We start from the raw sequence: 21,614 nt of genomic DNA, 5'->3' as shown, positions 1-21,614 counted from the left end.
GAGTAGAAATCTGATTTTATATTTTCATTTTTGTAGCTAAGCCGCCGTCACAGCAGACAAAAATCAAGAATAATCAGTCCGTTAGAAAAATAACGGACAGAGAGGCGATATGAAATTTTCGCCTCTGGTGCTTAGTGGAGCGTTTGCTATGGCGGATTTTTATTCTTCGGAGACATCGTCGAAGATCAGGATAAAATCTTCGGGTCTCTCTTTCTTGCCAAGCCTGCCGAGATTGCATCGGTGGTTGCAGCAATTGGGCGCCGAGTTGAAGGCCAACCGGAGGCTCGTTCTTGGTGATGTCGTTTCCATAACGCTGTCAGCTGGGCTCGCGGTGCTCCTGACGGTAACCGGGTCGGCTCAAAAAGAGCTGTTGCCCGCCATATTTCCCTTCGCAGCGCTGGCGTGTTTCTGCGGCCTCGTGATTTTTCCACTGGCCGGTTTCTACCGCCGGGACACGCGATCCACCTCGTTGAGAGACATTGTTGTTCTGCTCAAGGGAGCTTTGCTTGCGAGCGTTTCGATTGCGATTCTGTCGCGGTTTAACCAGGTCACGTCCTCCGTTCCCATTCCTGTCGTGGTTGTTCAGTTCTATCTCGCGGTGCCCGCGCTCGGTGCGCTGCGGGTTATCGCCAGGGGCAGGGAACTGACCCGGCAAAGCCGTCAGCTCAAAGTGGGAAGCTCGAAGACTCCGGTTCTTCTGGTGGGAACTGGTGCAAGTTGCGATCTGTTCCTGCGCTCCTTGCGCAATACCGGCTCGCGCTACCTGCCGGTCGGGATCATTGATGATGCCCGTAACACCCAGGGGCTCTACTTCCACGACGTCCAGATCATCGGAACGCTGCGCGATCCGGAAAACGTCATCGAACGGCTTTCGCAGTGGAATGTTCTGCCGCAGCGGCTGCTTCTGACCGAGCCGACAACGCATTTCGACAGCGAAGGCATCCAGAAACTGACTGCCTGGGCCAGCGGCCACGGGGTGACCGTGTCGCGGTTGAACGGGCTGGAGGATCTTGGCGCCCAAGATATGGGTGACGGCCAGAACATGAGGACCGTGGATCCGGATGATATTCTGGATCGACCGCAAAAGGCCGTAGAACGGTCGCTTCTGTTCGAAGTGTTCAGGGGACGGCGGGTTCTGGTGACCGGTGCCGGCGGGTCTATCGGCAGCGAACTCACCCGACAGATCGCATCCTTCAATCCTGCAGAGATCGTGATTATCGATAACTGCGAATTCAACGCCTATTCGATCGATATGGATCTGTCGCGGCATTTTCCCAACGTGCCCCGGCGGATGTATGTGGTCTCCATTGTCGATGCGGACCGCGTCAGCTCGATCTTCAGAGAGCACCGTCCGGAACTGGTGTTCAACGCGGCGGCGCTGAAGCACGTGCCGATCGTCGAGCTCAACCCCTGCGAGGGCGTTCTGACAAACGTCATTGGATCGCGCAATGTTGCCGATGCGGCCCGGGAAGTCGGAGCTCTTGCAATGGTGCAGATCTCGACCGACAAGGCTGTCAACACGACCAACGTCATGGGGGCGACAAAGCGCGTTGCGGAATTCTATGTCCAGGCGCAGGACCGGATCACCAACGAGACGGACGAACGCACCAGGTTCTTCTCGGTCCGGTTCGGCAATGTCCTGGGGTCTTCAGGCTCGCTGATCCCGCTGTTCCAGCGCCAGATTTCCAACGGCGGTCCGATCACGATCACCGATCCCAAGATGGAACGGTACTTCATGACGATCCGCGAAGCGGTTCAGTTGACGCTGGTTTCTGCCGCGAGTGGTCTGAAGTTCGACACCAGCCAGGGGGAAATCTTCGTCCTGGACATGGGGAGCCCGGTCAAGATCGTTGACCTCGCCGAGCGCATGATCCGGCTTGCCGGACTGACGCCTCACGAGGACATCAAGATCGACTTCATCGGCATGCGCCCCGGCGAGAAGCTCTTCGAGGAATTGTTCGACAAATCCGAAAACCGTGCCGATTGCGGCATACCGGGTGTCAGTGCCGCCCGTCCGGAAGGTGTTCCGATTGCGCGGTTGCGGTCGATGATTCTGAAGCTGGAGCTAGCTGCGCGGCGTCAAAACGGACCACTGGTCAATCAGCTGCTTCGGGATCTGGTACCTGGCTATGGCACCAAAAGTCCCTACACGGTGGAAACGGTCAGAACCGCGGCCGGCAACATCGCCCGGTCCGGTGCGTTGGAACTGCCGGTCAAGCTGCAGGTGCCGGCGGGCGCCGTGCTCAGGCCTGCAAACGGTCCTGAAGCGCTGAGTGCCGGCTAATGAGCCTCTCCGTCAACCATATGCGCCAGGCTGTCAGTGTGTCTCCGACGTCGGGTCAGGGAAATTCCGGCCGCCGCAGGCGCGCAGTGATTGTCGGCAGCCTCGGGTATTCGCTGGTCAATTTCCGGCTGGACCTGATGCGGCGCTTCCAGGCAAACGGCTATGATGTTGTCGCGCTGGCCGCCGAGATAGATGCCGAGACCGCACGAATTCTCGATGAGAACGGGATCGCACATCGCGAAATTCCCATGAACCGCACGGGGACAAATCCCCTCAGCGATCTCGCCAGCCTTTGGGCTCTCGTTCGCGCCCTTCGCGAGGAAAAGCCCGAACTCGTTCTTGCATACACCATGAAGCCGATCGTCTATGCCTGCCTTGCTGCACAACTGGTCGGTATCAGGTCCCGCTACGCCCTGTTCACGGGGCTCGGATACGCCTTCATGGAAGACAGGCCGACGGGCCGCCGGCGCTTCGTGCGCGCTGCCTCCGTCTGGCTGCACCGGATCGCGCTGCGCAGGCTGACTTTGGCTTTCTGCTACAACCGCGCGGATCGCCGGGACATCCGGACCTACCGGCTGATACCGGACCGGGTCCCGCTCCACGACATTCCAGGTTCAGGCGTCGACACGGCCCGCTTCTCGGCGACGCCGATTCCGCAAGGGCCCGTCCGCTTTCTCTTCGTCGGGAGGCTGCTTCGCTCCAAGGGGCTTGCTCTTCTTGCCGAAGCTGCGAAATGCCTCAAGTCCGAAGGGCTTGAATTTGAGCTCGACATTCTGGGGCCAACCGACAGCAATCCGGATGCGATCGCGCCGGAGCAGCTCAAGGCGTGGCAGGACGACGGGCTGTTGAGATATCGCGGAGCGACAAATGATGTCGTGCCGTTCCTCCACGCAAGCAGTGTGATGGTGCTTCCGACGTCGCTGCGCGAAGGCATTCCGCGGTCGATCCTGGAGGCCATGTCCTGCGGGCGCGCCGTCATTACCACTGATGCCCCGGGCTGTGGAGAGACGATCGAACACGGTGTTTCCGGTTTCGTCGTGCCGCGTGACGATGTTCAGGCTCTTGCCGGGGCGATGAGAAGCTTCATCGAAATGCCGACCCGTGCCGTCACCATGGGTGCGGCCGCGCGTGAACTCGTTTGCAGTCGGAATGACATTCACCAGGTGAATGCCAAGCTGATGCAGCTCATGGGTATCGAGCCGGTGCGATACGCTTCCGGTGCGCGCAAGACGGATCCGGTTGCTGATGCGGAAGTCGCCTGCCAGGTCTCGGAGGTCGCCCTCTCATGACGCTCTCCGTTACATCGACCCGCACGGCATTGACCGACCTGATGAGCTCCCGGGTCGTGCGTTTTCTTGGTGCCGGCATAATCAACACGGCTTTTGGATATGGGGTCTTTGCGATCCTGGTCCTGGCGGGTGTGCACCCGCAAGTCGCGCTCGTGGCACAGTTCGGCCTCGGGGTGATCTGGAACTTCTCCATCCATGCCCGGTTTGTTTTCGGTGTCAGCGGGTTTGGCAGGCTCCCGCTTTATGGGCTTGCCTATGTTGTCGCCTATGCGTTCAACGCCCTGTTGCTTGCCGGCTTGACCGGAGCCGGGGTGCCTGCGCTCGGAGCGCAGCTCCTGTCACTGCCGCCGGTCGTCGCTCTCTCCTACGTTCTGGTTGCTCGTGCGCTCGGCGCGCACAGGAACGGAAAGGATGAACAGTCATGAGTGTCGTGCAGTCCAACCATCCTGCCGTTGCAGCGGATGAGGCATCACATGCCGGAAGCCGTCAGAAATGGCTGCGGTTCGCGGTCAGTGCGGCATCTGTTGCAGGCGTCGCACTGTTGCTGGGTGCGCTCTACGGCAGGCTGATGGCCTTCGGTGTGCGACGGGACGAGATGATGTTCGTTCCGCCTGCGCAGTATCTGCCAGACTGGCAGCTCTACAGGGACGTCTTCTTCAATCACGTGCCGAATGCCGCCTGGTTCTTCAACGGCATGCATCTTGTCTTCAGCGACCAGGGTTTGCTCGGCTCGGCAAGAACAGGCGTCTTCCTTCTTTGGGTGCTGCTGATCCTCGCGATTGTCTGGACCACGTTGCGCCTCTCGCGCTCCTGGCTGCTGGCGATTTTCTCGGCCGTGGCCATGGTTGCGGCGGATCCGTTGCTGGGTCAGGCCGGAATGGCTGCGACCAACAACCTGATGCCGTTGCCGTTCGCGGTTCTCGGGATCGGCCTGTTCCTGTCCGAAACCATGGAACGGCAGCCGCGTTTCAGCCTGATCTTCGTTGCCGGAATGTGCCTTTCGCTTGCAGCGGGCTGCAAGGTCAGCGCGGTGGTTTTCATTCCCCCGGTCGCGCTTGCCGCCTTCCTGCTTCCGCGCCATGTCTCCCTGCGCGGTCGGCTGACGGGAGTTGTGCTTCCGCTCGCCGCCGGTGGGCTGATCGGAGCCTTGCCGGTCCTCTGGTATCTGCTCGCTGATCCGCAGCTGTTTTTCGCGCATGTGCTGTCATTTCATACCGGCCCGCACATTGCCTACTGGACGACGAATGCTGCCGCTGAACCCGGCCTGGCAATGGGCTTGGCCGGCAAGTTGCAGCTTGCCTTTGGAGCTTGGTTGGCGGGAGGTCCTTTGATCCTCGCAACTGCGCTGGTTTATCTGTTCTGGGTGGCGCTTCGCGCTCGGTACAAAGGGGAGGCGCAAGGCAGCGACTGCCAAGGCCAGACTGTTGTTGTTCTCGCGGTCATCGCCTTTGCAGCCGCGCTCAGCTTCGTGCCGACCCCCGGCTTTCCGCAGTATTACATTCAGCCGCTTGTCTGCCTTCCGATCCTGGGTGCGTTGTTCTATCGGCAGATTGGAGCGCGGGACCGTCAGCAGGTGATGCCGGTTCTTTGCGCCAGCATGCTTGTCATGCTCGTCATTACGCTTCCGCGTCTCATGCCCGGGCTCGCAAGCCTTGCCCATCCTGACGGCTTCACGTCCGCGCGCATGCTGCGCGGTGGCCAGGAATTGCAGCAAGCCCTTGCAACCCACAACGCTCCTGAAGGACCGGTGGCGACCTTCATGCCCGTTTATCCGATGGAGGCCGGTCTCGGCACCTATCCGGAGTTTGCTTCCGGCCAGTTCGCATATCGGATTGCGCCTTATACCGACGCCGAACTTGCTGCTTTCTATCGCATGGTCGGGGCGGACGGTCTGGCGGAGCTGTTCGCCAAGGAGCCTCCCGCTGCAATCCTGGTGGGCTACGAGCCCGACCTGGAAGCACCGATGGTCGCGTATGCGCGGGCAAACAACTACCTGGAAGTTCCGGTTTCGGAGCTTAGCAACCGTTACGGCGACGGCCGCCTTTTTGTTCGAACCAAAGGAGGCCAGGACTGAGCCGCCGGTCTGCGGCTCTTGACCATGTGTCAGCGCGATCATTTCAGTCGGACTGACTTCGTTTCAAACCAAGTATTTGTTTTCAGTGTTTAGACATTCAGGGAGAAGAAAATGCAAACTGTACTTCTTGCCGGTGGGTTGGGCTCACGGTTGGCCGAGGAAACAGTCACCATTCCCAAACCTATGGTCGAGGTCGGCGGTCGGCCGATCATTGCCCGCGTGATGGATATTTACAGTCATTTCGGCCACAACGACTTTGTTGTTGCAGCCGGTTACAAGGCATTGCTGATCAAGCAGTTTTTCGCCAACTACCACCTGATCGCCAATAATATTTCCGTGTCGGTGGATACAGGAAAGCTGCGTCTCGTGCCGTCGGAGCCGGGCGGCTGGAACGTGTGTGTTGTCGACACGGGCTCGCACACGATGACCAGCGGCCGCATTCGCAGGCTGCGCGACTGGCTCAACAACGAAACCTTCATGTGCACCTACTCGGACGGCCTGGGCAATATCGACATCAATGCCCTGCTCGACTTCCACAAGTCGCACGGAAAGCTTGCCACTGTCACCGCCGTTCAGCCGCCTGCGCGTTTCGGCAACATCGAGATCAAGGGCGACCGGGTCTGCGCGTTTACCGAAAAGGTGCGCACGCGTGACACCTGGATCAATGGTGGTTACTTCGTCTTCGAACCCGGCGTCCTGGACTACATGGTCAACGATGCCGAGCCGCTGGAGCAGTCGCCTCTGACTCAGATGGCCAAGGACGGCGAGCTGATGGCTTATCGTCACGACGGTTTCTGGCATCCGATGGATACTGTCCGGGATCGCGACACGCTCAATACGCTGTGCGAAGAGCTTCCGCCGCCATGGCTGCGTTTCAACCAGGAGATGCCTGCCGACATGCCGGCTCTCGCAATCTGAGATGCCGGCCATGCACGGGTTTATTGATCCTCTTATCGGCCGTTCTTTTGCTGGCCGCCGGGTCTTGATCACGGGTCACTCCGGGTTCAAGGGCGGCTGGCTGTCGGCCTGGCTGCTGCATCTTGGCGCCGATGTCGTCGGTCTGTCGTTGCCGCCCTACGAGGGGCCGGGCGTCTTCAAGTCCTGCGATCTTGACAGCCGGATGGACAGCCGGTTTGCGGACATCCGGAATCCGGCTGCGCTGCAGGAGGCTCTGCAGGGCGTCGATGCCGAGATCGTCTTTCATCTGGCTGCCCAGCCGCTGGTGCGCCATTCCTACCGCTTCCCGGCAGAGACCTTCGCGACCAACGTGTCGGGAACGGCCAATGTTCTGGATGCGGTTCGCCAGATGCCTTCGCTGCGTGCAGTCGTCGTGATCACGTCCGACAAGTGTTACGACAACCGCGAATGGACCTGGGGCTATCGCGAGATTGATCCGCTGGGTGGTCATGACCCCTACAGCGCGTCGAAGGGATGTACCGAACTTGTGGCGCAGGCCTATCGCCACGCCTTCTTCGCCGATAGTGCGGGACCGCAACTGGCTACGGCCCGGGCCGGGAACGTCATCGGCGGAGGCGACTGGGGTGAGGAACGGCTGGTGCCGGACATCGTGCGGGCCGCCTCAAGCGGTGTGCCGCTCGAGATCCGCAGCCCCAAGGCGGTGCGCCCCTGGCAGCACGTTCTGGAGCCGCTCTCGGGCTATCTCCAGCTTGGAGCCCGGCTTCTCGAGGACGGCGCCGAATTTGCCGGTGCGTGGAACTTCGGTCCTGACATCGAAAGCACGGTCAATGTGCGCGAGCTGATGCAGTTGATGCGGACAGCCTGGGGGCAAGGTGCTCCCGAGGTCCGTTTTGCCGAACAGCAGCCGGAGACGACAGCGACCCTGCACGAAGCCGGTCTTTTGCGCCTCGACAGTACCAAGGCCCGCACGCACCTCGGATGGCGGCCGCAGCTCGGACTTGCCGAAGCAATCGGGATGACAGTCGACTGGTACAAGGCACACGCGCTTGGCGAGGACATGGGCGAGTGCACCGAACAACAGATTTCAGGTTACGGCGCATTGATGGCTGGCAGCAGCCTTACGCGCTACGCGATGGTCGCTGAATAGACCGCGCGAGATCACCGGAGACATTGACAGATGCGAGTTAATTACGGTCAGACGGTACACGGACAGGAAGAAATCGACGCCGTGGTCCAAGTGCTCAAGACCTCGACCCAGATGGGGCCGCGTGTTCGTGACATGCAGCAGAAGGTCGCCGAGCTTTTCAGCAAGAACTTCGGGATCATGGTCAATTCAGGATCTTCGGCCAATTATCTGGCCGTGGAGATCCTGGACCTTCCCAAGGGCAGCGAGGTCATCACGCCCGCGCTGACGTTTGCCACCACGGTTGCCCCGCTCGTGCGCCAGGGCCTCGTGCCGGCGTTCGTCGACGCTGCCGAGGGAACTTACAACATTGACGAGACGGCCATCGAAAAGATGATCACGCCCGCAACCTCTGCGGTGATGATCCCCTCCCTGATCGGCAATCTGCCGAACTGGAAGCGCATTCGCGAAATCGCCGATGCACACGGCCTCAAGGTGATCGAAGACAGCGCCGATACTCTTGGCGCGACGATGTCCGGCGAGAGCACGGGCATCTACTCGGATGTTTCCACGACGAGTTTTTACGGCTCGCACGTCATCAACGGGGCGGGCAACGGCGGCATGCTGTGCGTCAACACCCCGGAGCTGGCGCGCAAGGCGCTGTTGCTGCGCTCCTGGGGCCGCAGTTCCTCGCTGTTCGTTGAATCCGAGGCGATCGAGAACCGGTTCAATGTCCGGCTCGACGACATCGAATATGACGCGAAGTTCGTTTTCGAAGCGCTTGGTTACAATCTGGAACCTTCGGAAATCAGCGCTGCGTTCGGTCTCGTGCAACTTGGCAAGCTGCAGCACAACATCGCGGTGCGCGAACGGCATTTCGAAGCGCACAAGCGGTTCTTCGCGGACTATGAGGACTGGTTCGTCCTGCCGCGCCAGCTGGAAGGCTCCAGGACGGGATGGCTGGCCTTTCCGCTGACAATCCGGGCCGATGCGCCGTTTACCAGGCGCGAGCTGCAGATTTATCTCGAAAAGGCCGACATCCAGACCCGCCCGGTCTTTACCGGCAACATCCTGCGCCAGCCGGCAATGAAGGACGTCGACTGCCGCGTCGACCCGGATGGCTATCCGATTGCCGACAGCGTGATGCGCGGCGGCATTCTTCTGGCCTGCCATCACGGCCTCAATGACGATCAGGTTGAGTACATGCATGCGCGTGTACGCGATTTCCTGAGCCGGTTTTCTGCCGGTTTCGATGCGGTGACAGCAGGCAAAGAGAGGGTCGGGTGATCCCGGGCCTGCCGTGGTCTTCAGGTGTGCCCCGCAGGTTTATGCGGGGGCACAGGTCCGAAGGAGCGGCAACGACAGATTGATTTGGCGGGGATTTTCCCGCGCGGAATTTGCATTGAACAAGAACCCAGACAGTCCAAGTCATTTTAAGAGCGATTAAAACCAATGAATAAATTCGAGCTAGACAAGTCTATCCGCCGTACATGCAGAACCTGCGGTTCCGAGGATCTTTTGCTGTTTCTGCCGATGGGCACCCATCCGCCGGCAAACATGTTTGCAAGCGAGGCTGACCGCGGTAAGCCCCAGGTGGCTTTTCCGCTCAACACGCAAGCGTGCCTCGATTGCGGCCTGATCCAGGTTGCGGATCAGGTGCCCGCCGACTTCTTCACCAACTATCTTTACGTGCCTTCCGGGGCTGCGACGATGCACTCCCATTTCGCGGAACTGGCGCAAGTTGCCGTGGACAAGGCGGACGGCGGGCTGATCGTCGATATCGGCTGTAACGACGGGCTCATGCTGTCTCACGCGAACAAGTTGGGCGGCAAGACGCTTGGCGTGGACCCCGCGGCAAACCTTGCGGTAATCGCGCAAGAGCGCGGTGTCAGGGTGCACACGGCATTCTTCAACCCCGAAACGGCTGCAGCGTTGCGAGAGGCCGAAGGGCCGGCGGCGGTCATCACGACCTCCAACACGTTCAACCATATCGACGACTTGCACGGCTTTACCGAAGGCGTTTTGAAGCTTTTGGACGAGAGCGGCGTCTTCATCATTGAAGTGCCGTGGGGCAAGGAGATTCTCGCGACCAACGAATTCGACAATGTCTATCATGAGCATCTGTCGGAACTGAGCCTGCTTTCCATCGTGCGCCTGGGCGAAAGCGTCGGGCTGGATGTGGTGGATGTCACCAAGCTTCCGGTTCATGGCGGCTCGATGCGCGTGTTCATGCAGCCGGCCGCCTTGAAGGCGCAACGCACGGCCATTGTCGACGAGATGCTTGAAGAGGAACGTCAGGCCGGCATGACGCAGGCTGCGACGTATGAGGATTTCGCAGACCGCGTTCATAAGATCAGCAAGGATCTCACTGAATTGCTGGCCGAGCTCAAGGCAGACGGCAAGTCGATTGCCGGCTACGGCGCGCCTGCGAAGGGCAATACACTGCTCAACTTTTTCGGGATCGGCACGGAGACACTCGATTTTCTGGTCGACAGGAACCCGCTGAAACAGGGCCTCTATTCTCCGGGCATGCACATTCCGGTTCTTGGGCCGGAAGCGGTGGCCGAGAAGCAGCCTGACTACCTGCTGGTTCTTGCCTGGAACTTCCTGGACGAAATCCGTGAGCAGATGGCCGACTTCGAAGCGAAAGGCGGCAAGTTCATCGTGCCCCTTCCGGTGCCGAAGATCATTCCCTGAGGCAGGCTGATGGCGCGCGTTCTCATCACCGGAGCATCCGGCTTCATCGGATCGAACCTGGCCCGGGCCTGTTTGCAGCGGGGCGACGAGGTCAGTGCAGTCGTGCGGCCTCGCTCGTCCACGGACAGGCTTGCCGGTATCGGGTCGCGCGTCGCCCTCTACAGGTTTGATCTTGCTGATGCCCGGGCGCTCGGGAACTGTCTGGCAAAAACCAGGCCGGAGATCGTTTTCCATGTGGGCGCGCGCACCCGTTTCGAAAACCGGCCGGACTTGCAGGATCTTGCAGACAGTGTCGAGGAAAACGTCTCGCCGCTGATCGCGCTCCTGTCGGCCTTGACCGCTTGCGAATGCCCGCCCCGGGCCTTCGTCAGAACGGGGACGATTGCCGAATACGGGGACTGTGCGGCGCCTTTTGCAGAAACCGTGCGGGAAAGACCGACCGGGTCCTATGCCGCCTCTCTTCTGGCCGGGACGCATTATCTGGAGATGGCGCAGCCGCGATTGCCGTTTTTGGCCGTTACGGCGCGGCTGGCTCTGACCTATGGACCGGGGCAGTCGGAGAGCTTCCTGATCCCGCGCGCCATTTCTCAATTGCTGGCGGGCCAGACGATCAGTGTCCGCAGCCCCTCGGATCGCCGTGACCTGATCCATGTCGATGACGTGACCAGGGCCCTCTTGATGCTGGGCGACAATCCCGAGAAAGCCGGGCCGGTGGTCAATGTGGGAACGGGATATGCCCCGACGGTTGCCGAGGTCATGCAGGCCCTGATCAAGCTCACCGGCGCTGGTGCCGGTCTCGTGAAATTCAGCGATCAAACCGGCGATCCGGTAGAATTGATCGTCTCTGCCGAACGCATCCGCGACCGCCTTGGCTGGTCGCCGAAAATCCAGCTCCAAGATGGCCTCGAAAGGACCGTGAAATGGACACGAGAGAACATCATTCCAAAGTTTGCAGCGGAGATGCAGGCATGATTCTTGTTTCCGTTCTGATCCCGACGCTGAATGAAGAGGACAACGTTCGCGACACCTACAAGCGCGTCATGGACGTATTCGACCAGCTTCCCGACTATGAGCCGGAGCTCATTTTCACGGACAACCATTCCAGTGACCGGACCTTCGGTATTCTCTCGGAAATCGCCGCCAAGGATCCGCGGGTTCGCGTGATACGGTTTTCGCGCAACGTTGGATACCAGGCGTCAGTGCTGACCGCCTACAGGGCCGCTGAGGGCGCCTGCGCCATCCAGCTCGATTGCGATCTCCAGGACCCGCCCGAACTGATCCCGCAGATGCTGGATACCTGGCGCAAGGGCTATCATGTCGTCTACGGAATCCGGCGGAGTCTGCCGGATGGTCCGGTTGTCGCGTGGCTGCGCAGAGCTTTCTATACGTTGATCGACGCGATCAGCCAGGACGACCTTCCCCGGAACGCGGGTGAATTTCGGCTGACCGACCGGCGCATTCTCGATGAGCTGCGGCGCGTGGAAGACCGCTCGCCCTATGTCCGCGGACTGATCAGCGGCATGGGCTTCAACCAGATCGGTTTTGAGTACGACCGCAATGCCCGCGTCTCCGGTGAATCCAAGTTCCCGCTTCGGGCCATGGTCGCTCTTGCGGTAGACGGCCTGATCAACCATTCGCTTCTGCCGTTGCGGCTGGCTTCGCTGATCAGTCTTGTGGGCGGCCTGTGCGCCTTCCTGCTGCTCTCCGGTTACATCATCGGCAAGCTTGTCTTCGGCCAGGACTGGCCGGCCGGTTTTGCGACGACCACGACGCTGATCCTGCTGTCGATGACTTTGAACGCGATGTTCCTCGGCATTCTGGGCGAATACATCGGCCGGATTTTCCTGCAGTCGAAGAATCTGAACCGGCCACTCGTCGAAATCGAACTGAACGGCGGCGGGCAGCAAAACGGAACCGTTTCGGACCGCCGCCGTACCCTCGTGGAGGCTGCGGAATAGACCATGAAGCTGTTGTTCGTTCAGGCTGGATTTGGCGCAGGTGGCACGGAAAAGATCGTGGCCATGCTGGCAGCACATCGTGCTGAGCTGGGCGATGAAGTGCATGTGGCCGCTATGACCTGCCCCGAAGCAGGATCATATTTCTCCTATCCGGACAACGTTGTCCTTCACGTTCTTGACCGGTCCTCCGGCAAAGGGCTGCTTCCCCTGCCGTTGCGCAGGCTTGCAAATATCCGCAAGCTGGTTCGGTCTGTATCGCCGGATGCCTGCCTGTCGTTCCTGACCAAGATCAACGTCCTGACCCTTCTGGCCGCAGGTTCGTCGGTGCCCGTGATCGCCTCCGAGCGTAACAACCCGCTGGTGCAAAGGGCGCATCCGGCCTGGCGACGTGCGCAGAATGCCCTGATGCCGCGAGCCGCGGCGATGGTCATGCAGACGGACCGGGCGCGGCAGGGCCTGCCGGCACGGGTGCAGCCCTGCGCCCAGGTGATCCCGAACCCCTGTGCGCCCATTGCAGGGGTGGCGCCTTCGCCTGAAGGAAACAGGCTGGTTGCCGTCGGACGTCTGGACCACCAGAAGGGCTTTGATCTGCTCATCGATGCCATGGCGCTGGTGCGCGAAAAACAGCCGGAAGCAAGACTGACGATCTATGGAGAAGGTGCCGCCCGCGCTTCCCTGGAAGCGCAGCGTGACCGCCTTGGACTTCAGGACGTCGTCAGCCTGCCGGGCAAGAGCACCAAGCCGGGGGAATGGATCCGGAACTCCGACATTCTCGTTCTTTCCTCCCGTTTCGAAGGCTTTCCGAATGTCGTTGCCGAAGCTGTCGTCAGCGGGCTTCCCGTCGTTGCGTTCGACTGCCCCTACGGCCCACGGGAGCTGATCTTCGATGGAGAAAACGGACTTCTGGTCAACGATGGCGATGTCGCGGCGCTTGCCGAGGCGATTGATCGCCTGATGTCCAGCTCGGCCCTGAGAGCCGCGATGGCGGATGCCAGCCTCCGCCTGCGGCAGAAACTGGCGCCGGAGACCATTCTTGCCCAATGGGACCGGGCGATTTCCGATGCCGGCCGGGAGGGGGCCTTCAAACATGGCAAGCCGGCGGGGGAGGGGTATTCACATGCAAATGCGTGAACGTTTCACCACTGTGGACACCGGACTGTCCGTCACGGCGGACCTGGCGCGGACCGATGCCGGAGCGCTCAATAATAACGACTTCGATACGATGACGAACAGCAGATATCGGCGGCAATTGGGGGGATTCTATGAGCATTCTTGTTGACTCGCAGCAGGAACAATATGCCTTGGCAGAACGTCCGATTCAGTTCGGATTCTTTGCCATGTTCAAGGTGTTGCGGAGAAACTGGCTCTGGCTGATATTGTCCATGCTGCTGGGTCTGGGCGCTGCTCATATGGCGCTCAAGGTCATTCAGCCGAAATTTGCCGCACGCTCGACCATCATTCTGTCGAACGTGGAAACGCGGATAAATCCGACCGAGACGACAATCGAAAACTCCGACACGTCGCTTATCCACGTGGAGACCGAGATCGACTTGCTTCGATCCGTGGAATTCGCACGTAAGGTCGCCAGTGAACTGAACCTGATTTCGGACAGATATTTCAATCCGTATCTGTCGGCAACCGAAACGCCGCTGCCCAATCAGGACCAGCAACTCGAAGCGGTTCTGGTGCGCATGCTCAACAGCTATACGGTTGAAAGGCGAGGGGAGAGCCTGGCGCTCGACATTCGTGTGCGCCACCCGGATGCCAGCATGGCGGCGCAACTGGCGAATACGCTTTCCAGGACTTACATCGACAGCTCCCTTCGGGAGAAAAAGGACGTCGTCCAGTCATCCATCTCCGAATTGCGGGACCGGATAACCCTCCTTGGTGGCCGCCTGAGCGAGATGGAAGCGCGCCTGGCGAACCTCATTCGCGAAAACGAACTGGACGACACCAGCCTCGGCGACGAGTTGAGGGCAGAACTCAGCAGATTGACTTCGATCCTGAGCCTTGCCCGCGACCAGAATGGATCTTCCATCCGGGCAGACGAGGCCCAACTCCGCCTTGCGGAGGTGGAACAGAAACTGGAAGAGCGAACGCGCGCTGAACTGACACAGTCAAAGTTGCAGAGATCGCTTGATTCAGATCTGGCCAGGTATCAGGCCCTTGTGGAGCGGCGCAACGCGCTGGAAACACAGGTCGACTTTCTTCAGCCCGATGCCCGCCAGGTAACTGTGGCTTACCCTGCACTGAAACCGGCGACACCAAACCGTATCGCGATCTTCGCATTCGGCATTGCGGGCGGGCTGGTCGTCGGTCTGGGTTTTGTGCTCTTGCGGGAACTGTTCGACCGCCGGGTGTGGACCGGTACCCAGACGATGCAGTACCTGGGCTTGCGAACCATCGGTTATGTTCCGCGGATCCGGTTCTGGCGGAAGAGGGACAAGCAGGAACTCTTCCTGAGCAAGACGTCCAGGCAGGAGAATTCGCCGTTCCAGCTCGCGCTGCGCAGTCTGCTCACGCTGCTTTCCAATCAGGTCCGCAAAAAGGACAGCATGGTCATGGCTGTCACATCGGCGCTTGCCAACGAAGGCAAGACGACCCTGACGTTCTCGCTCGCGGTTTCCGCTGCCCGGGAAGGACACCGGGTGCTGATGATCGATCTCGATATCCACCGGCATGGCCTGACGCGCATGGCAGGCTGCGAGGTGCCGAAGACTACGCCCCAGGACATCTGGCAGGATCAGAAGGCAATCGACGAGCATATTGTGCCATGCGCCCGGTTCGGACAGGTCAATCTCCTGTCGTTCTCGCCGGATTTCATCGTTCATAGGCGCCTGTTCGACACGCCTCGCGGCAAGGCCATTTTGAAGAAACTGCGCGGAACCTACGACGTCATCATTATTGATACGGCTCCCGTACTGGCGGCCGACGAAGCCAACCGTCTGGCGACGCTCGCGGATTTCGTGATCCTGATCGCGCGCTGGGGGCGCACGTCGGAAGATGCGCTGGGAACGGCGGCTGAAGCCTTGCGGCACAATCAGATTCCGCTCGCAGGTGTGGTTCTGAACGACGTCGACATTCGCCGTTACTCGCTGCGCGACTACGGAGCTCACCGTGCGGGAGGATATTACGCCTACAACAACAGCTATATTTACAAATCGCCTAAGTAAGACAGCCCTGGTCGCGATGGCGCTCCCTTTTTCCGTCATCGCGGTCCACCAAAAGGCATCGGGTCCGACAGGACGGTTTATTTGAAATTTTTTGCATCTTGCTGCGCATCGAAGTTTCAGCCGTAGCTATTTGAAAATCGCATCGAGTGCCGCGCAGTGCCGTTCAAGGATTGTTCGGGCGGTTGGCAATCTTAAAACGGTCGCAAGGTCCGGCGCTTCTGCCGCAACACAGTGAAGGAGACGATCCCTGTCTTTGTTCAGCACCAGTTCTCAATCTGCCGGCAAGGTGGCTGATCCGGTGTCAAAACGGGGTCGCCAGACCGAAACTGCTGCCGAAACCGGGCTTGAGAATATCCAGATTCACACGCTAATCCTCAGGAATGCACTTCTGATCGCCCTGTGCATGCTGGCCTGTGGCGCCCTGATGTGGCTTCGGCTTGCCACCGTTGTGCCGACCTACAGCTCGCAGGCCACGCTGGTGGTCGACGATGCGATCCTGCGTCTCGACCCGTTCGGGGCTCGGCTGCGGGCCAGAACCTTGTCGATGACCCAACTGGCCACCGAAATCGAGGTGATGAATTCGCGAGAGTTCGCCGCACGGGTGGCGGAACAGGTTTTGCCTGAAGACGTGTCGGCTTCAACTTCCGGGGAAGATCAAGGCGGCGCGTCCGGCAAGGCAAGCGCGATTGATCGTATTCTGGAGAGCTACCAGATCATCTGGCATCCCACGACCTTTGCCATCGATATTCTTGCGACCGACGCCAGTCCGCAAACGGCTGCCGAAATCGCGAATGGCGTTGCCCGCAGTTATGTCGACTACACGCTGGAGATACAGCGCGCGGATATCGAGCGGACCAGGATGTCGATCTTGTCGCGACAGTCCGCATTGCAGAAGACGATGGAAGTGGCGGAAGCAGATCTGCTGGCCTTCACCAAGGCCCACAATCTCGACGATGTGACCGTGACGCAAACTCTGACCGACACCCTTCGCCGCCTGGAAGCGCAACTGGCGCTGGCTGAAGAGCAGGCAGAACACTCGGCAGATGCGACGGAACTCAAGGCGGAGCGGGATGCGACACTTGCGAAACTTGAAGCGCGTGCGGCAGCTGAGGTTGAAAAGAACGGCCTTGAGCGAAAGCTGGAGTCGATGCGAAGGCAGGATGATCTTCTGTTCGACAAGGTTGAAGCGCTCACAATGCAGGAGGCGCTTCTGGCCCCGGTTGCGCGACAGGTTACCGTTGCAAGCCCGTCGGCAAGGCCTGTTTCTCCTTCTCCCAAAACCGAAACGGTAGGCGCGCTGATCTGTGGGCTCACATTCGGTTTCATTCTGGCGCTTCTACGGGAAAACCTTCGCGGCCGCTTGCGGTGGCCGCAGCAGATAACCACGTTTCGCGCACCGGTTCTGGGGCATTTGCCTCGGCTTTCACGAAAGTTCATCACCCGCATGGCCTGGGCTACCCGGAGAGGGAGCCTGGTACGGGCATTGCACAAGATCTCGCCCCTTTACACGACCCTTCGTACAAAGACCGGGACCGGCTCCGGGAAAGAGACCAGTGCCATGGTTCTGGTCACGTCGCCGGGGAACCAGGAGGGGCGGAGCACCCTCAGTTTTGCGCTTGCGGCACATGCGGCGGCAGGAGGTGAAAAGGTCCTGCTTGTCGATCTGGACCCATCGCAAAAGGACCTGATCACGACCCTGTCGCGCAAACGCAGCGCGAGCGGGTTCCTCGATCTTCTGACCAATCCTTTGCAGATCGATGCAGCCGCGTGGCATTTGCCCGGCCATCCGAGCCTGTCGATAATCGCACCCGCGCCGGGTGCCGTGCCGATACGCTTTGGCAACATGTCCAGTGTCACCACGTCTCTCAGCATCCTGCGCCGTAAATACTCCCTGATCGTGATCGATTGCCCGCCTGTGCTGAGTGACGACGTGGCATGCCGCCTCGGCAGTCTCGCGCAGTCGGTGCTGCTGGTTGCCCGCATGAAGAAGACCCGCTTCGAAGATCTTTCGAAAGCCGCTCAACAACTTGAACTGAACAATGCCTCGAACGTCGGGATAGTGGTGAATGATGGCTGAGTACAAAACACAGGCTGCAATCGTTTTCGCCCTTGGCCTCTTGCTGACGCTGACGCTGCCGTTGACGGCTGAGGCCGCGCCCCGGGCGTTTCCGGGGGCTGTCGGGTTCGGAGCATTTGCGACCGGGTGGACCGGCGGCGAGATCATTCCGGTTACAACGCTGGCCGATGCCGGTCCGGGTTCTCTGCGTGCCTGCGTCGAAAAGGGCGACATGCCTCGGATCTGTGTCTTCCAGGTGAGCGGAACGATCACGCTCGACAGCCCGCTCTTTTTCCGCTCGAACCTCTATGTTGCAGGCCAGACGGCGCCCGGGCTGGGTATCCAGATCAGGCTGGGAAAATCCCGCGCCACCCCCGTGATCATCAAGAATGCCAGCGATGTCGTCGTCCGGTTTCTCAAGGTACGGCCGGGGCCGAGCCAGCAGCCTTCGTCGTCGGTCGACGGGGTGACGCTTGAGAACGCCACGCGCGTTTATCTCGATCATTTGTCGTTGATGTTTGCCACCGACGAGAACCTCGGCATACATGTTTCCCGCGAACGGTCCAGCGACATAACGGTCGCAAACAGCATTTCCGCCTGGGCGCTGGATCATGCCAATCACCCGAAGGGGCGTCACTCGAAGGGGGCCTTGATCTGCTCCGGCGACGGCCGCGACTTCGACTGCGGGCGCGTCAGTCTCTGGCGAAATCTTTTCGCCCACAATCGGGACCGTAATCCGGATATCTATGGCAACGACGACGGTCCGGTCGAAGTCGTCAACAGTGTTTTCTACAATCCGATCAGTCAATTCGGAGAGTTTCGCAACTACTACGGCAATGCGCTGATCATCTACGCCGGCAACGTGGCGCTGACGGGTCCGAACACCGTCCGCAATCGGCCCGCCGCGGTCGAGGCCATCATGGCAAGCGACCAGTACAGCCTTGAGGTTCAGGTAGATGACATTCTCGCGATCGACCGCGGACGCTGTGATCGAAACCGGCCCTTCCCGCAGGTCGATGCCGATCCCGGTGCCGAAATCGTCGAGGGCGTGACCGGCACGTTGTCCGTCCCGCGCGTGAAAGCAAGCGAAGTGCTCGATCTCGTGCTTGAAGGGGTTGGCGACCGCCTGCCGTCGGACCGCCACCGGGACGAGCTGGACCGTCAGCTTGTCGATACGGTTCGCAATTGCACCGGACGGGTGATCGATTCTCCGTCCGAAGTTGGTGGCTGGCCAGACCACCAGCTGGACGAACGGGTCGTGGACACAGACGGCGACGGATTTCCGGACGACTGGGAAGATGCGACGGCCGGGCTCGATGCCAGCCAGCCAAACGACCCATGGCAGATTGCCACGGGCACGGACAGGGCGCACATTGAGCTTTGGCTGGCAGAACTTGCCGGCGACAGGGAGCTGGATGACTGATGGCCCGACTGCTCAACCTCTCAGCAGAAGACAGCCTGATCGCCGGGCGGCTCATACGCAATTTCTCATGGGTCTTCTCGTCCCAGGCCGTCAGCGGTTTGATCAGCATCGGGACGCTGGCCATCATGGCCCAGTCACTTGGTCCGGCAGGTCTTGGTCTCTTCGCGATCTTTCAGGCCTACGTGCGCATTGTCGATCGGCTTTTGCGTCTGGAGCCCTGGCAAGCCGTGATCAAATATGGCGTTGAGGCCCTGTCCGATAATGACAGCAACCGGTTCATGCGATTGCTGAAGGGCTCGGTCTACGTGAACCTCGCTGGCAGTACGCTCGCTGCCGGGGTTTCGATCTTCGCCGCCCATGTAACGGTGCGGATGATGGGCTGGCCACAGGACAGTTCTGCTTATCTGGCGCTGTTTTCCCTGGCGCTTCTTTTCAATCTCAAGCCGACCGCGGTCGCCGTTTTGAGGATTTTCGACCGGTTTGACGTTCTCGCCAAGGTCGACGTCGGTATTGCCCTGATGCGCCTGGTACTGTCCGCCGGCGTATGGGCGATGGGTTACGGCCTTTGGGGATTTGTCCTTGTGGCGGTGATCGAGGGACTGGCCAACAGCCTGCTGCCGTTTGTCTTTTCGCTGCGTTATGTTCGCCAGCGTGGCTACGGCACGTTCATGCAGGTTCCGATGCAGGGTATCCGCAGCGAGAACCCGGGAATTCTGCGCTTCCTCTGGAACTCGAACTTCAACGTTATCATCCGCCAGACGGTGCAGCGCCTGGATGTGATCCTGCTGTCGGTGCTCGTGGATGAAAAATTCGTCGGATATTTTCATATTGCTCGCCGGGTTGCCGACAGCGCGCTCAAGCTGGGGCGCCCGCTGAACCAGGCAATCTTCCCGGAACTGGCGCGCAAATGGAGCTCCGGCGAAGAGCGCGGGTTTCACAAGCTGGTAAATGGCGTGCTGCTGGCAATCGCAGGCCTTTGCCTGACTGTGCTGATCCCCGCCGCATTCCTGATGCCATCGCTCTTGTCGGTCCTTTTCGGCGCGGGGTTCGATGAGGCGGCGAACATGGTCAACGTCCAATTGCTGGCCGTCATACTGCTGCTGGCGACGATGGTGCTTAATCCGGCCATGCTGAGCATGGGGCGCGACCGTGAGCTTCTCGGGGTGACCGTGCTCGGAAGCGTGGTTTTCCTGGCCTCTTTCGTACCGCTTGTTCATGTCCTGGGGCCGGTTGGGGCGGCTGCCGCACATGTGATGTTCAACGGCACGCTGGTCGCAGGCGCTTTGTTCGTCCTCTACTGGTCGCGCCGGCAGCGCGACGTGAGGAGGCAGACCTGATGCTTCGCGCGATCCCGTTTTCTCCGCATCGCAATCCTGTTACCCAGGGGACGGCCAGTCAGGAACTCGAACGCCTGCTTGTCATCGCAGCGGTATTTCTGTCGCCGATGACCTATCTGCGCACCAATATCGTCTTCTTTACGTTGTCGGATCTCATTGCCAGTGCCGCCTTTGTCGTGATGATTGCGAACAGGCGCATTCCACTTCGTCCTTTCGCGGACATGACGCCTTTCTGGCTCTTCTCGGTGTTGCTTCTTTGCGGCGGTCTGATTGTCGGATCGCTGATGTCCGGCGATCCGCTTACCGGGGCTGTGGGTGTTGGCCAATACGGGTTTTCGCTGGTCCTCATGCCTCTGCTGCTTCTGGGGCGGTCCGCGCGGGAAACAATGTTCCTGTGCAAGGTGATGGCCTTTTCTCTCGCATTCGTGATGTTGCACGGGGTGTTCTATTCCGTGTTCAGTCCGGACGATGCCCGTTTCTTTTCGAGAAACGGACGCCTGACCGGCCTGATCGAGCGGGAAAACGGGGTCGGACTGTTGGCAGGTGTGGGGTTGGTCTACCTGATCTGGCTCTACTTCATCTCCCAGATCTCGGGCCTCCTGTTCGCGGCACTGGCAACGCCGGTTGCCTACGGCCTGCTGCTGTCCGCATCGAATTCCGGCTTTATCGTCTCGATGTTGGGGATCTTCGGAGTTTCGTTTTTCTACGGCTCGGCGAAACACATTCTGATCGTCATCGGGGTGGCCGTGGCAGGTCTGGCGGCGCTATTCCTCTTCGGAGAGTACTTTTTGCCCGAGGTGTTTCTGGAGCGGGTCTACGGGGCGTTGACGACCGGCGATTCCAGTGAGGCAGGCACATTCGATGGCCGCATGCTTCTCATTCGCGAAGCAATCGTCATGATCAATCGGTCGATCTGGGTCGGCGTTGGTGTGGATCAACACCGGCTGATCAGCGACTTGGGCGCGCCTGTCCACAACACCTATCTGCTGTTGTTTTCGGAAGGTGGTGTCGTTTCGCTGCTGGGTCTTGTCGGCGTCCTCCTCACGCTGGTGTTCGTCGGTTGGCGGGCGTTCAGCAGCACCGAGACGCGCTGGGCAGGCGTGCTGATGTTCACGATACTGCTGATGTTCGCATTCGCCCTGAATGGGGTGACCCACATCTACGGAAGGTTCCTGTGCGTGCCGCTTCTGCTTCCGGCAGCGATCTGTCTGGCGGGCCTCCGGGAGCGCCGACAAAATAAGTGGGAGCACGTGTGATCCATGGAAAAGGCACGTTCCAACGT

Annotated in this window: 16 protein-coding genes; all 16 read left to right on the top strand. The window is 60.0% G+C overall.

Annotated elements, in window-relative coordinates:
• The first annotated feature begins 253 nt into the window (after positions 1–253).
• The 16 genes from FMN63_RS06250 (at position 254) to FMN63_RS06175 (ending at position 21,588) form a co-directional block, all read left to right on the top strand.
• Positions 254–2,284 carry a polysaccharide biosynthesis protein gene (locus FMN63_RS06250; protein ID WP_162529989.1) on the top strand — a complete coding sequence of 677 codons (2,031 nt, stop codon included), beginning with the start codon at positions 254–256 and terminating at the stop codon, positions 2,282–2,284.
• A complete protein-coding gene (locus FMN63_RS06245) occupies positions 2,284–3,573 on the top strand; it encodes a glycosyltransferase family 4 protein (protein ID WP_148583080.1) in 1,290 nt (429 codons plus the stop codon). The genes FMN63_RS06250 and FMN63_RS06245 overlap by 1 nt, the downstream gene beginning before the upstream one ends.
• Positions 3,570–3,998: a GtrA family protein gene (locus FMN63_RS06240; RefSeq protein ID WP_148583079.1), complete on the top strand. Its 429-nt coding sequence runs from the start codon at positions 3,570–3,572 to the stop codon at positions 3,996–3,998. The genes FMN63_RS06245 and FMN63_RS06240 overlap by 4 nt, the downstream gene beginning before the upstream one ends.
• The gene (locus tag FMN63_RS06235; RefSeq protein WP_148583078.1) at positions 3,995–5,647 is read left to right on the top strand and encodes a glycosyltransferase family protein; all 1,653 of its coding nucleotides are present in this window, start codon (positions 3,995–3,997) and stop codon (positions 5,645–5,647) included. The genes FMN63_RS06240 and FMN63_RS06235 overlap by 4 nt, the downstream gene beginning before the upstream one ends.
• Before the next feature lie 111 nt (positions 5,648–5,758).
• Complete coding sequence (gene rfbF, locus FMN63_RS06230; protein WP_148583077.1) at positions 5,759–6,565, top strand: glucose-1-phosphate cytidylyltransferase; 807 nt, start codon at positions 5,759–5,761, stop codon at positions 6,563–6,565.
• 10 nt (positions 6,566–6,575) lie between these two features.
• Entirely contained in the window at positions 6,576–7,712 is a 1,137-nt protein-coding gene (rfbG, locus tag FMN63_RS06225; RefSeq protein WP_209000961.1) for a CDP-glucose 4,6-dehydratase, read from the top strand.
• 30 nt (positions 7,713–7,742) lie between these two features.
• Positions 7,743–8,975, top strand: a complete 1,233-nt coding sequence (locus FMN63_RS06220) for a DegT/DnrJ/EryC1/StrS family aminotransferase (RefSeq protein WP_148583075.1) — start codon at positions 7,743–7,745, stop codon at positions 8,973–8,975.
• A 165-nt stretch (positions 8,976–9,140) separates the two neighbouring features.
• Positions 9,141–10,385, top strand: coding sequence for a class I SAM-dependent methyltransferase (locus tag FMN63_RS06215; protein ID WP_148583074.1), 1,245 nt, complete (start codon positions 9,141–9,143; stop codon positions 10,383–10,385).
• 9 nt (positions 10,386–10,394) lie between these two features.
• Positions 10,395–11,357 carry an NAD-dependent epimerase/dehydratase family protein gene (locus FMN63_RS06210; protein WP_148583073.1) on the top strand — a complete coding sequence of 321 codons (963 nt, stop codon included), beginning with the start codon at positions 10,395–10,397 and terminating at the stop codon, positions 11,355–11,357.
• Positions 11,354–12,343: a glycosyltransferase family 2 protein gene (locus FMN63_RS06205; protein WP_148583072.1), complete on the top strand. Its 990-nt coding sequence runs from the start codon at positions 11,354–11,356 to the stop codon at positions 12,341–12,343. The genes FMN63_RS06210 and FMN63_RS06205 overlap by 4 nt, the downstream gene beginning before the upstream one ends.
• 3 nt (positions 12,344–12,346) lie before the next feature.
• Complete coding sequence (locus FMN63_RS06200) at positions 12,347–13,474, top strand: glycosyltransferase family 4 protein (protein WP_148583071.1); 1,128 nt, start codon at positions 12,347–12,349, stop codon at positions 13,472–13,474.
• A gap of 131 nt (positions 13,475–13,605) precedes the next feature.
• A complete protein-coding gene (locus tag FMN63_RS06195; protein WP_148583070.1) occupies positions 13,606–15,516 on the top strand; it encodes a GumC family protein in 1,911 nt (636 codons plus the stop codon).
• 253 nt (positions 15,517–15,769) lie between these two features.
• Positions 15,770–17,593: a GumC family protein gene (locus FMN63_RS06190; RefSeq protein ID WP_162529988.1), complete on the top strand. Its 1,824-nt coding sequence runs from the start codon at positions 15,770–15,772 to the stop codon at positions 17,591–17,593.
• Positions 17,586–18,995: a pectate lyase family protein gene (locus tag FMN63_RS06185; protein ID WP_148583068.1), complete on the top strand. Its 1,410-nt coding sequence runs from the start codon at positions 17,586–17,588 to the stop codon at positions 18,993–18,995. The genes FMN63_RS06190 and FMN63_RS06185 overlap by 8 nt, the downstream gene beginning before the upstream one ends.
• Entirely contained in the window at positions 18,995–20,332 is a 1,338-nt protein-coding gene (locus FMN63_RS06180; RefSeq protein ID WP_148583067.1) for a lipopolysaccharide biosynthesis protein, read from the top strand. Before FMN63_RS06185 ends, FMN63_RS06180 begins: the two co-directional genes overlap by 1 nt.
• On the top strand, positions 20,332–21,588 hold the full coding sequence (locus tag FMN63_RS06175; RefSeq protein ID WP_148583066.1) for an O-antigen ligase family protein: 1,257 nt from the start codon (positions 20,332–20,334) through the stop codon (positions 21,586–21,588). The genes FMN63_RS06180 and FMN63_RS06175 overlap by 1 nt, the downstream gene beginning before the upstream one ends.
• Positions 21,589–21,614: the final 26 nt, after the last annotated feature.

Origin of the sequence: Stappia sp. BW2 (genome assembly GCF_008107695.1) — a bacterium.
Lineage (GTDB): Bacteria > Pseudomonadota > Alphaproteobacteria > Rhizobiales > Stappiaceae > Roseibium.
The sequence above is the reverse complement of the archived record's forward strand: the minus strand, read 5'-3'. Positions and strand labels throughout refer to the sequence as shown.

What these genes read in the sequence shown, in the direction of transcription:
- FMN63_RS06245 (WP_148583080.1), top strand. Translation starts at nt 2,284, where the DNA reads ATGAGCCTCTCCGTCAACCATATGCGCCAGGCTGTCAGTGTGTCTCCG.
- FMN63_RS06240 (WP_148583079.1), top strand. Translation starts at nt 3,570, where the DNA reads ATGACGCTCTCCGTTACATCGACCCGCACGGCATTGACCGACCTGATG.
- FMN63_RS06235 (WP_148583078.1), top strand. Translation starts at nt 3,995, where the DNA reads ATGAGTGTCGTGCAGTCCAACCATCCTGCCGTTGCAGCGGATGAGGCA.
- rfbF (WP_148583077.1), top strand. Translation starts at nt 5,759, where the DNA reads ATGCAAACTGTACTTCTTGCCGGTGGGTTGGGCTCACGGTTGGCCGAG.
- rfbG (WP_209000961.1), top strand. Translation starts at nt 6,576, where the DNA reads ATGCACGGGTTTATTGATCCTCTTATCGGCCGTTCTTTTGCTGGCCGC.
- FMN63_RS06220 (WP_148583075.1), top strand. Translation starts at nt 7,743, where the DNA reads ATGCGAGTTAATTACGGTCAGACGGTACACGGACAGGAAGAAATCGAC.
- FMN63_RS06215 (WP_148583074.1), top strand. Translation starts at nt 9,141, where the DNA reads ATGAATAAATTCGAGCTAGACAAGTCTATCCGCCGTACATGCAGAACC.
- FMN63_RS06210 (WP_148583073.1), top strand. Translation starts at nt 10,395, where the DNA reads ATGGCGCGCGTTCTCATCACCGGAGCATCCGGCTTCATCGGATCGAAC.
- FMN63_RS06205 (WP_148583072.1), top strand. Translation starts at nt 11,354, where the DNA reads ATGATTCTTGTTTCCGTTCTGATCCCGACGCTGAATGAAGAGGACAAC.
- FMN63_RS06200 (WP_148583071.1), top strand. Translation starts at nt 12,347, where the DNA reads ATGAAGCTGTTGTTCGTTCAGGCTGGATTTGGCGCAGGTGGCACGGAA.
- FMN63_RS06195 (WP_148583070.1), top strand. Translation starts at nt 13,606, where the DNA reads ATGAGCATTCTTGTTGACTCGCAGCAGGAACAATATGCCTTGGCAGAA.
- FMN63_RS06185 (WP_148583068.1), top strand. Translation starts at nt 17,586, where the DNA reads ATGGCTGAGTACAAAACACAGGCTGCAATCGTTTTCGCCCTTGGCCTC.
- FMN63_RS06180 (WP_148583067.1), top strand. Translation starts at nt 18,995, where the DNA reads ATGGCCCGACTGCTCAACCTCTCAGCAGAAGACAGCCTGATCGCCGGG.
- FMN63_RS06175 (WP_148583066.1), top strand. Translation starts at nt 20,332, where the DNA reads ATGCTTCGCGCGATCCCGTTTTCTCCGCATCGCAATCCTGTTACCCAG.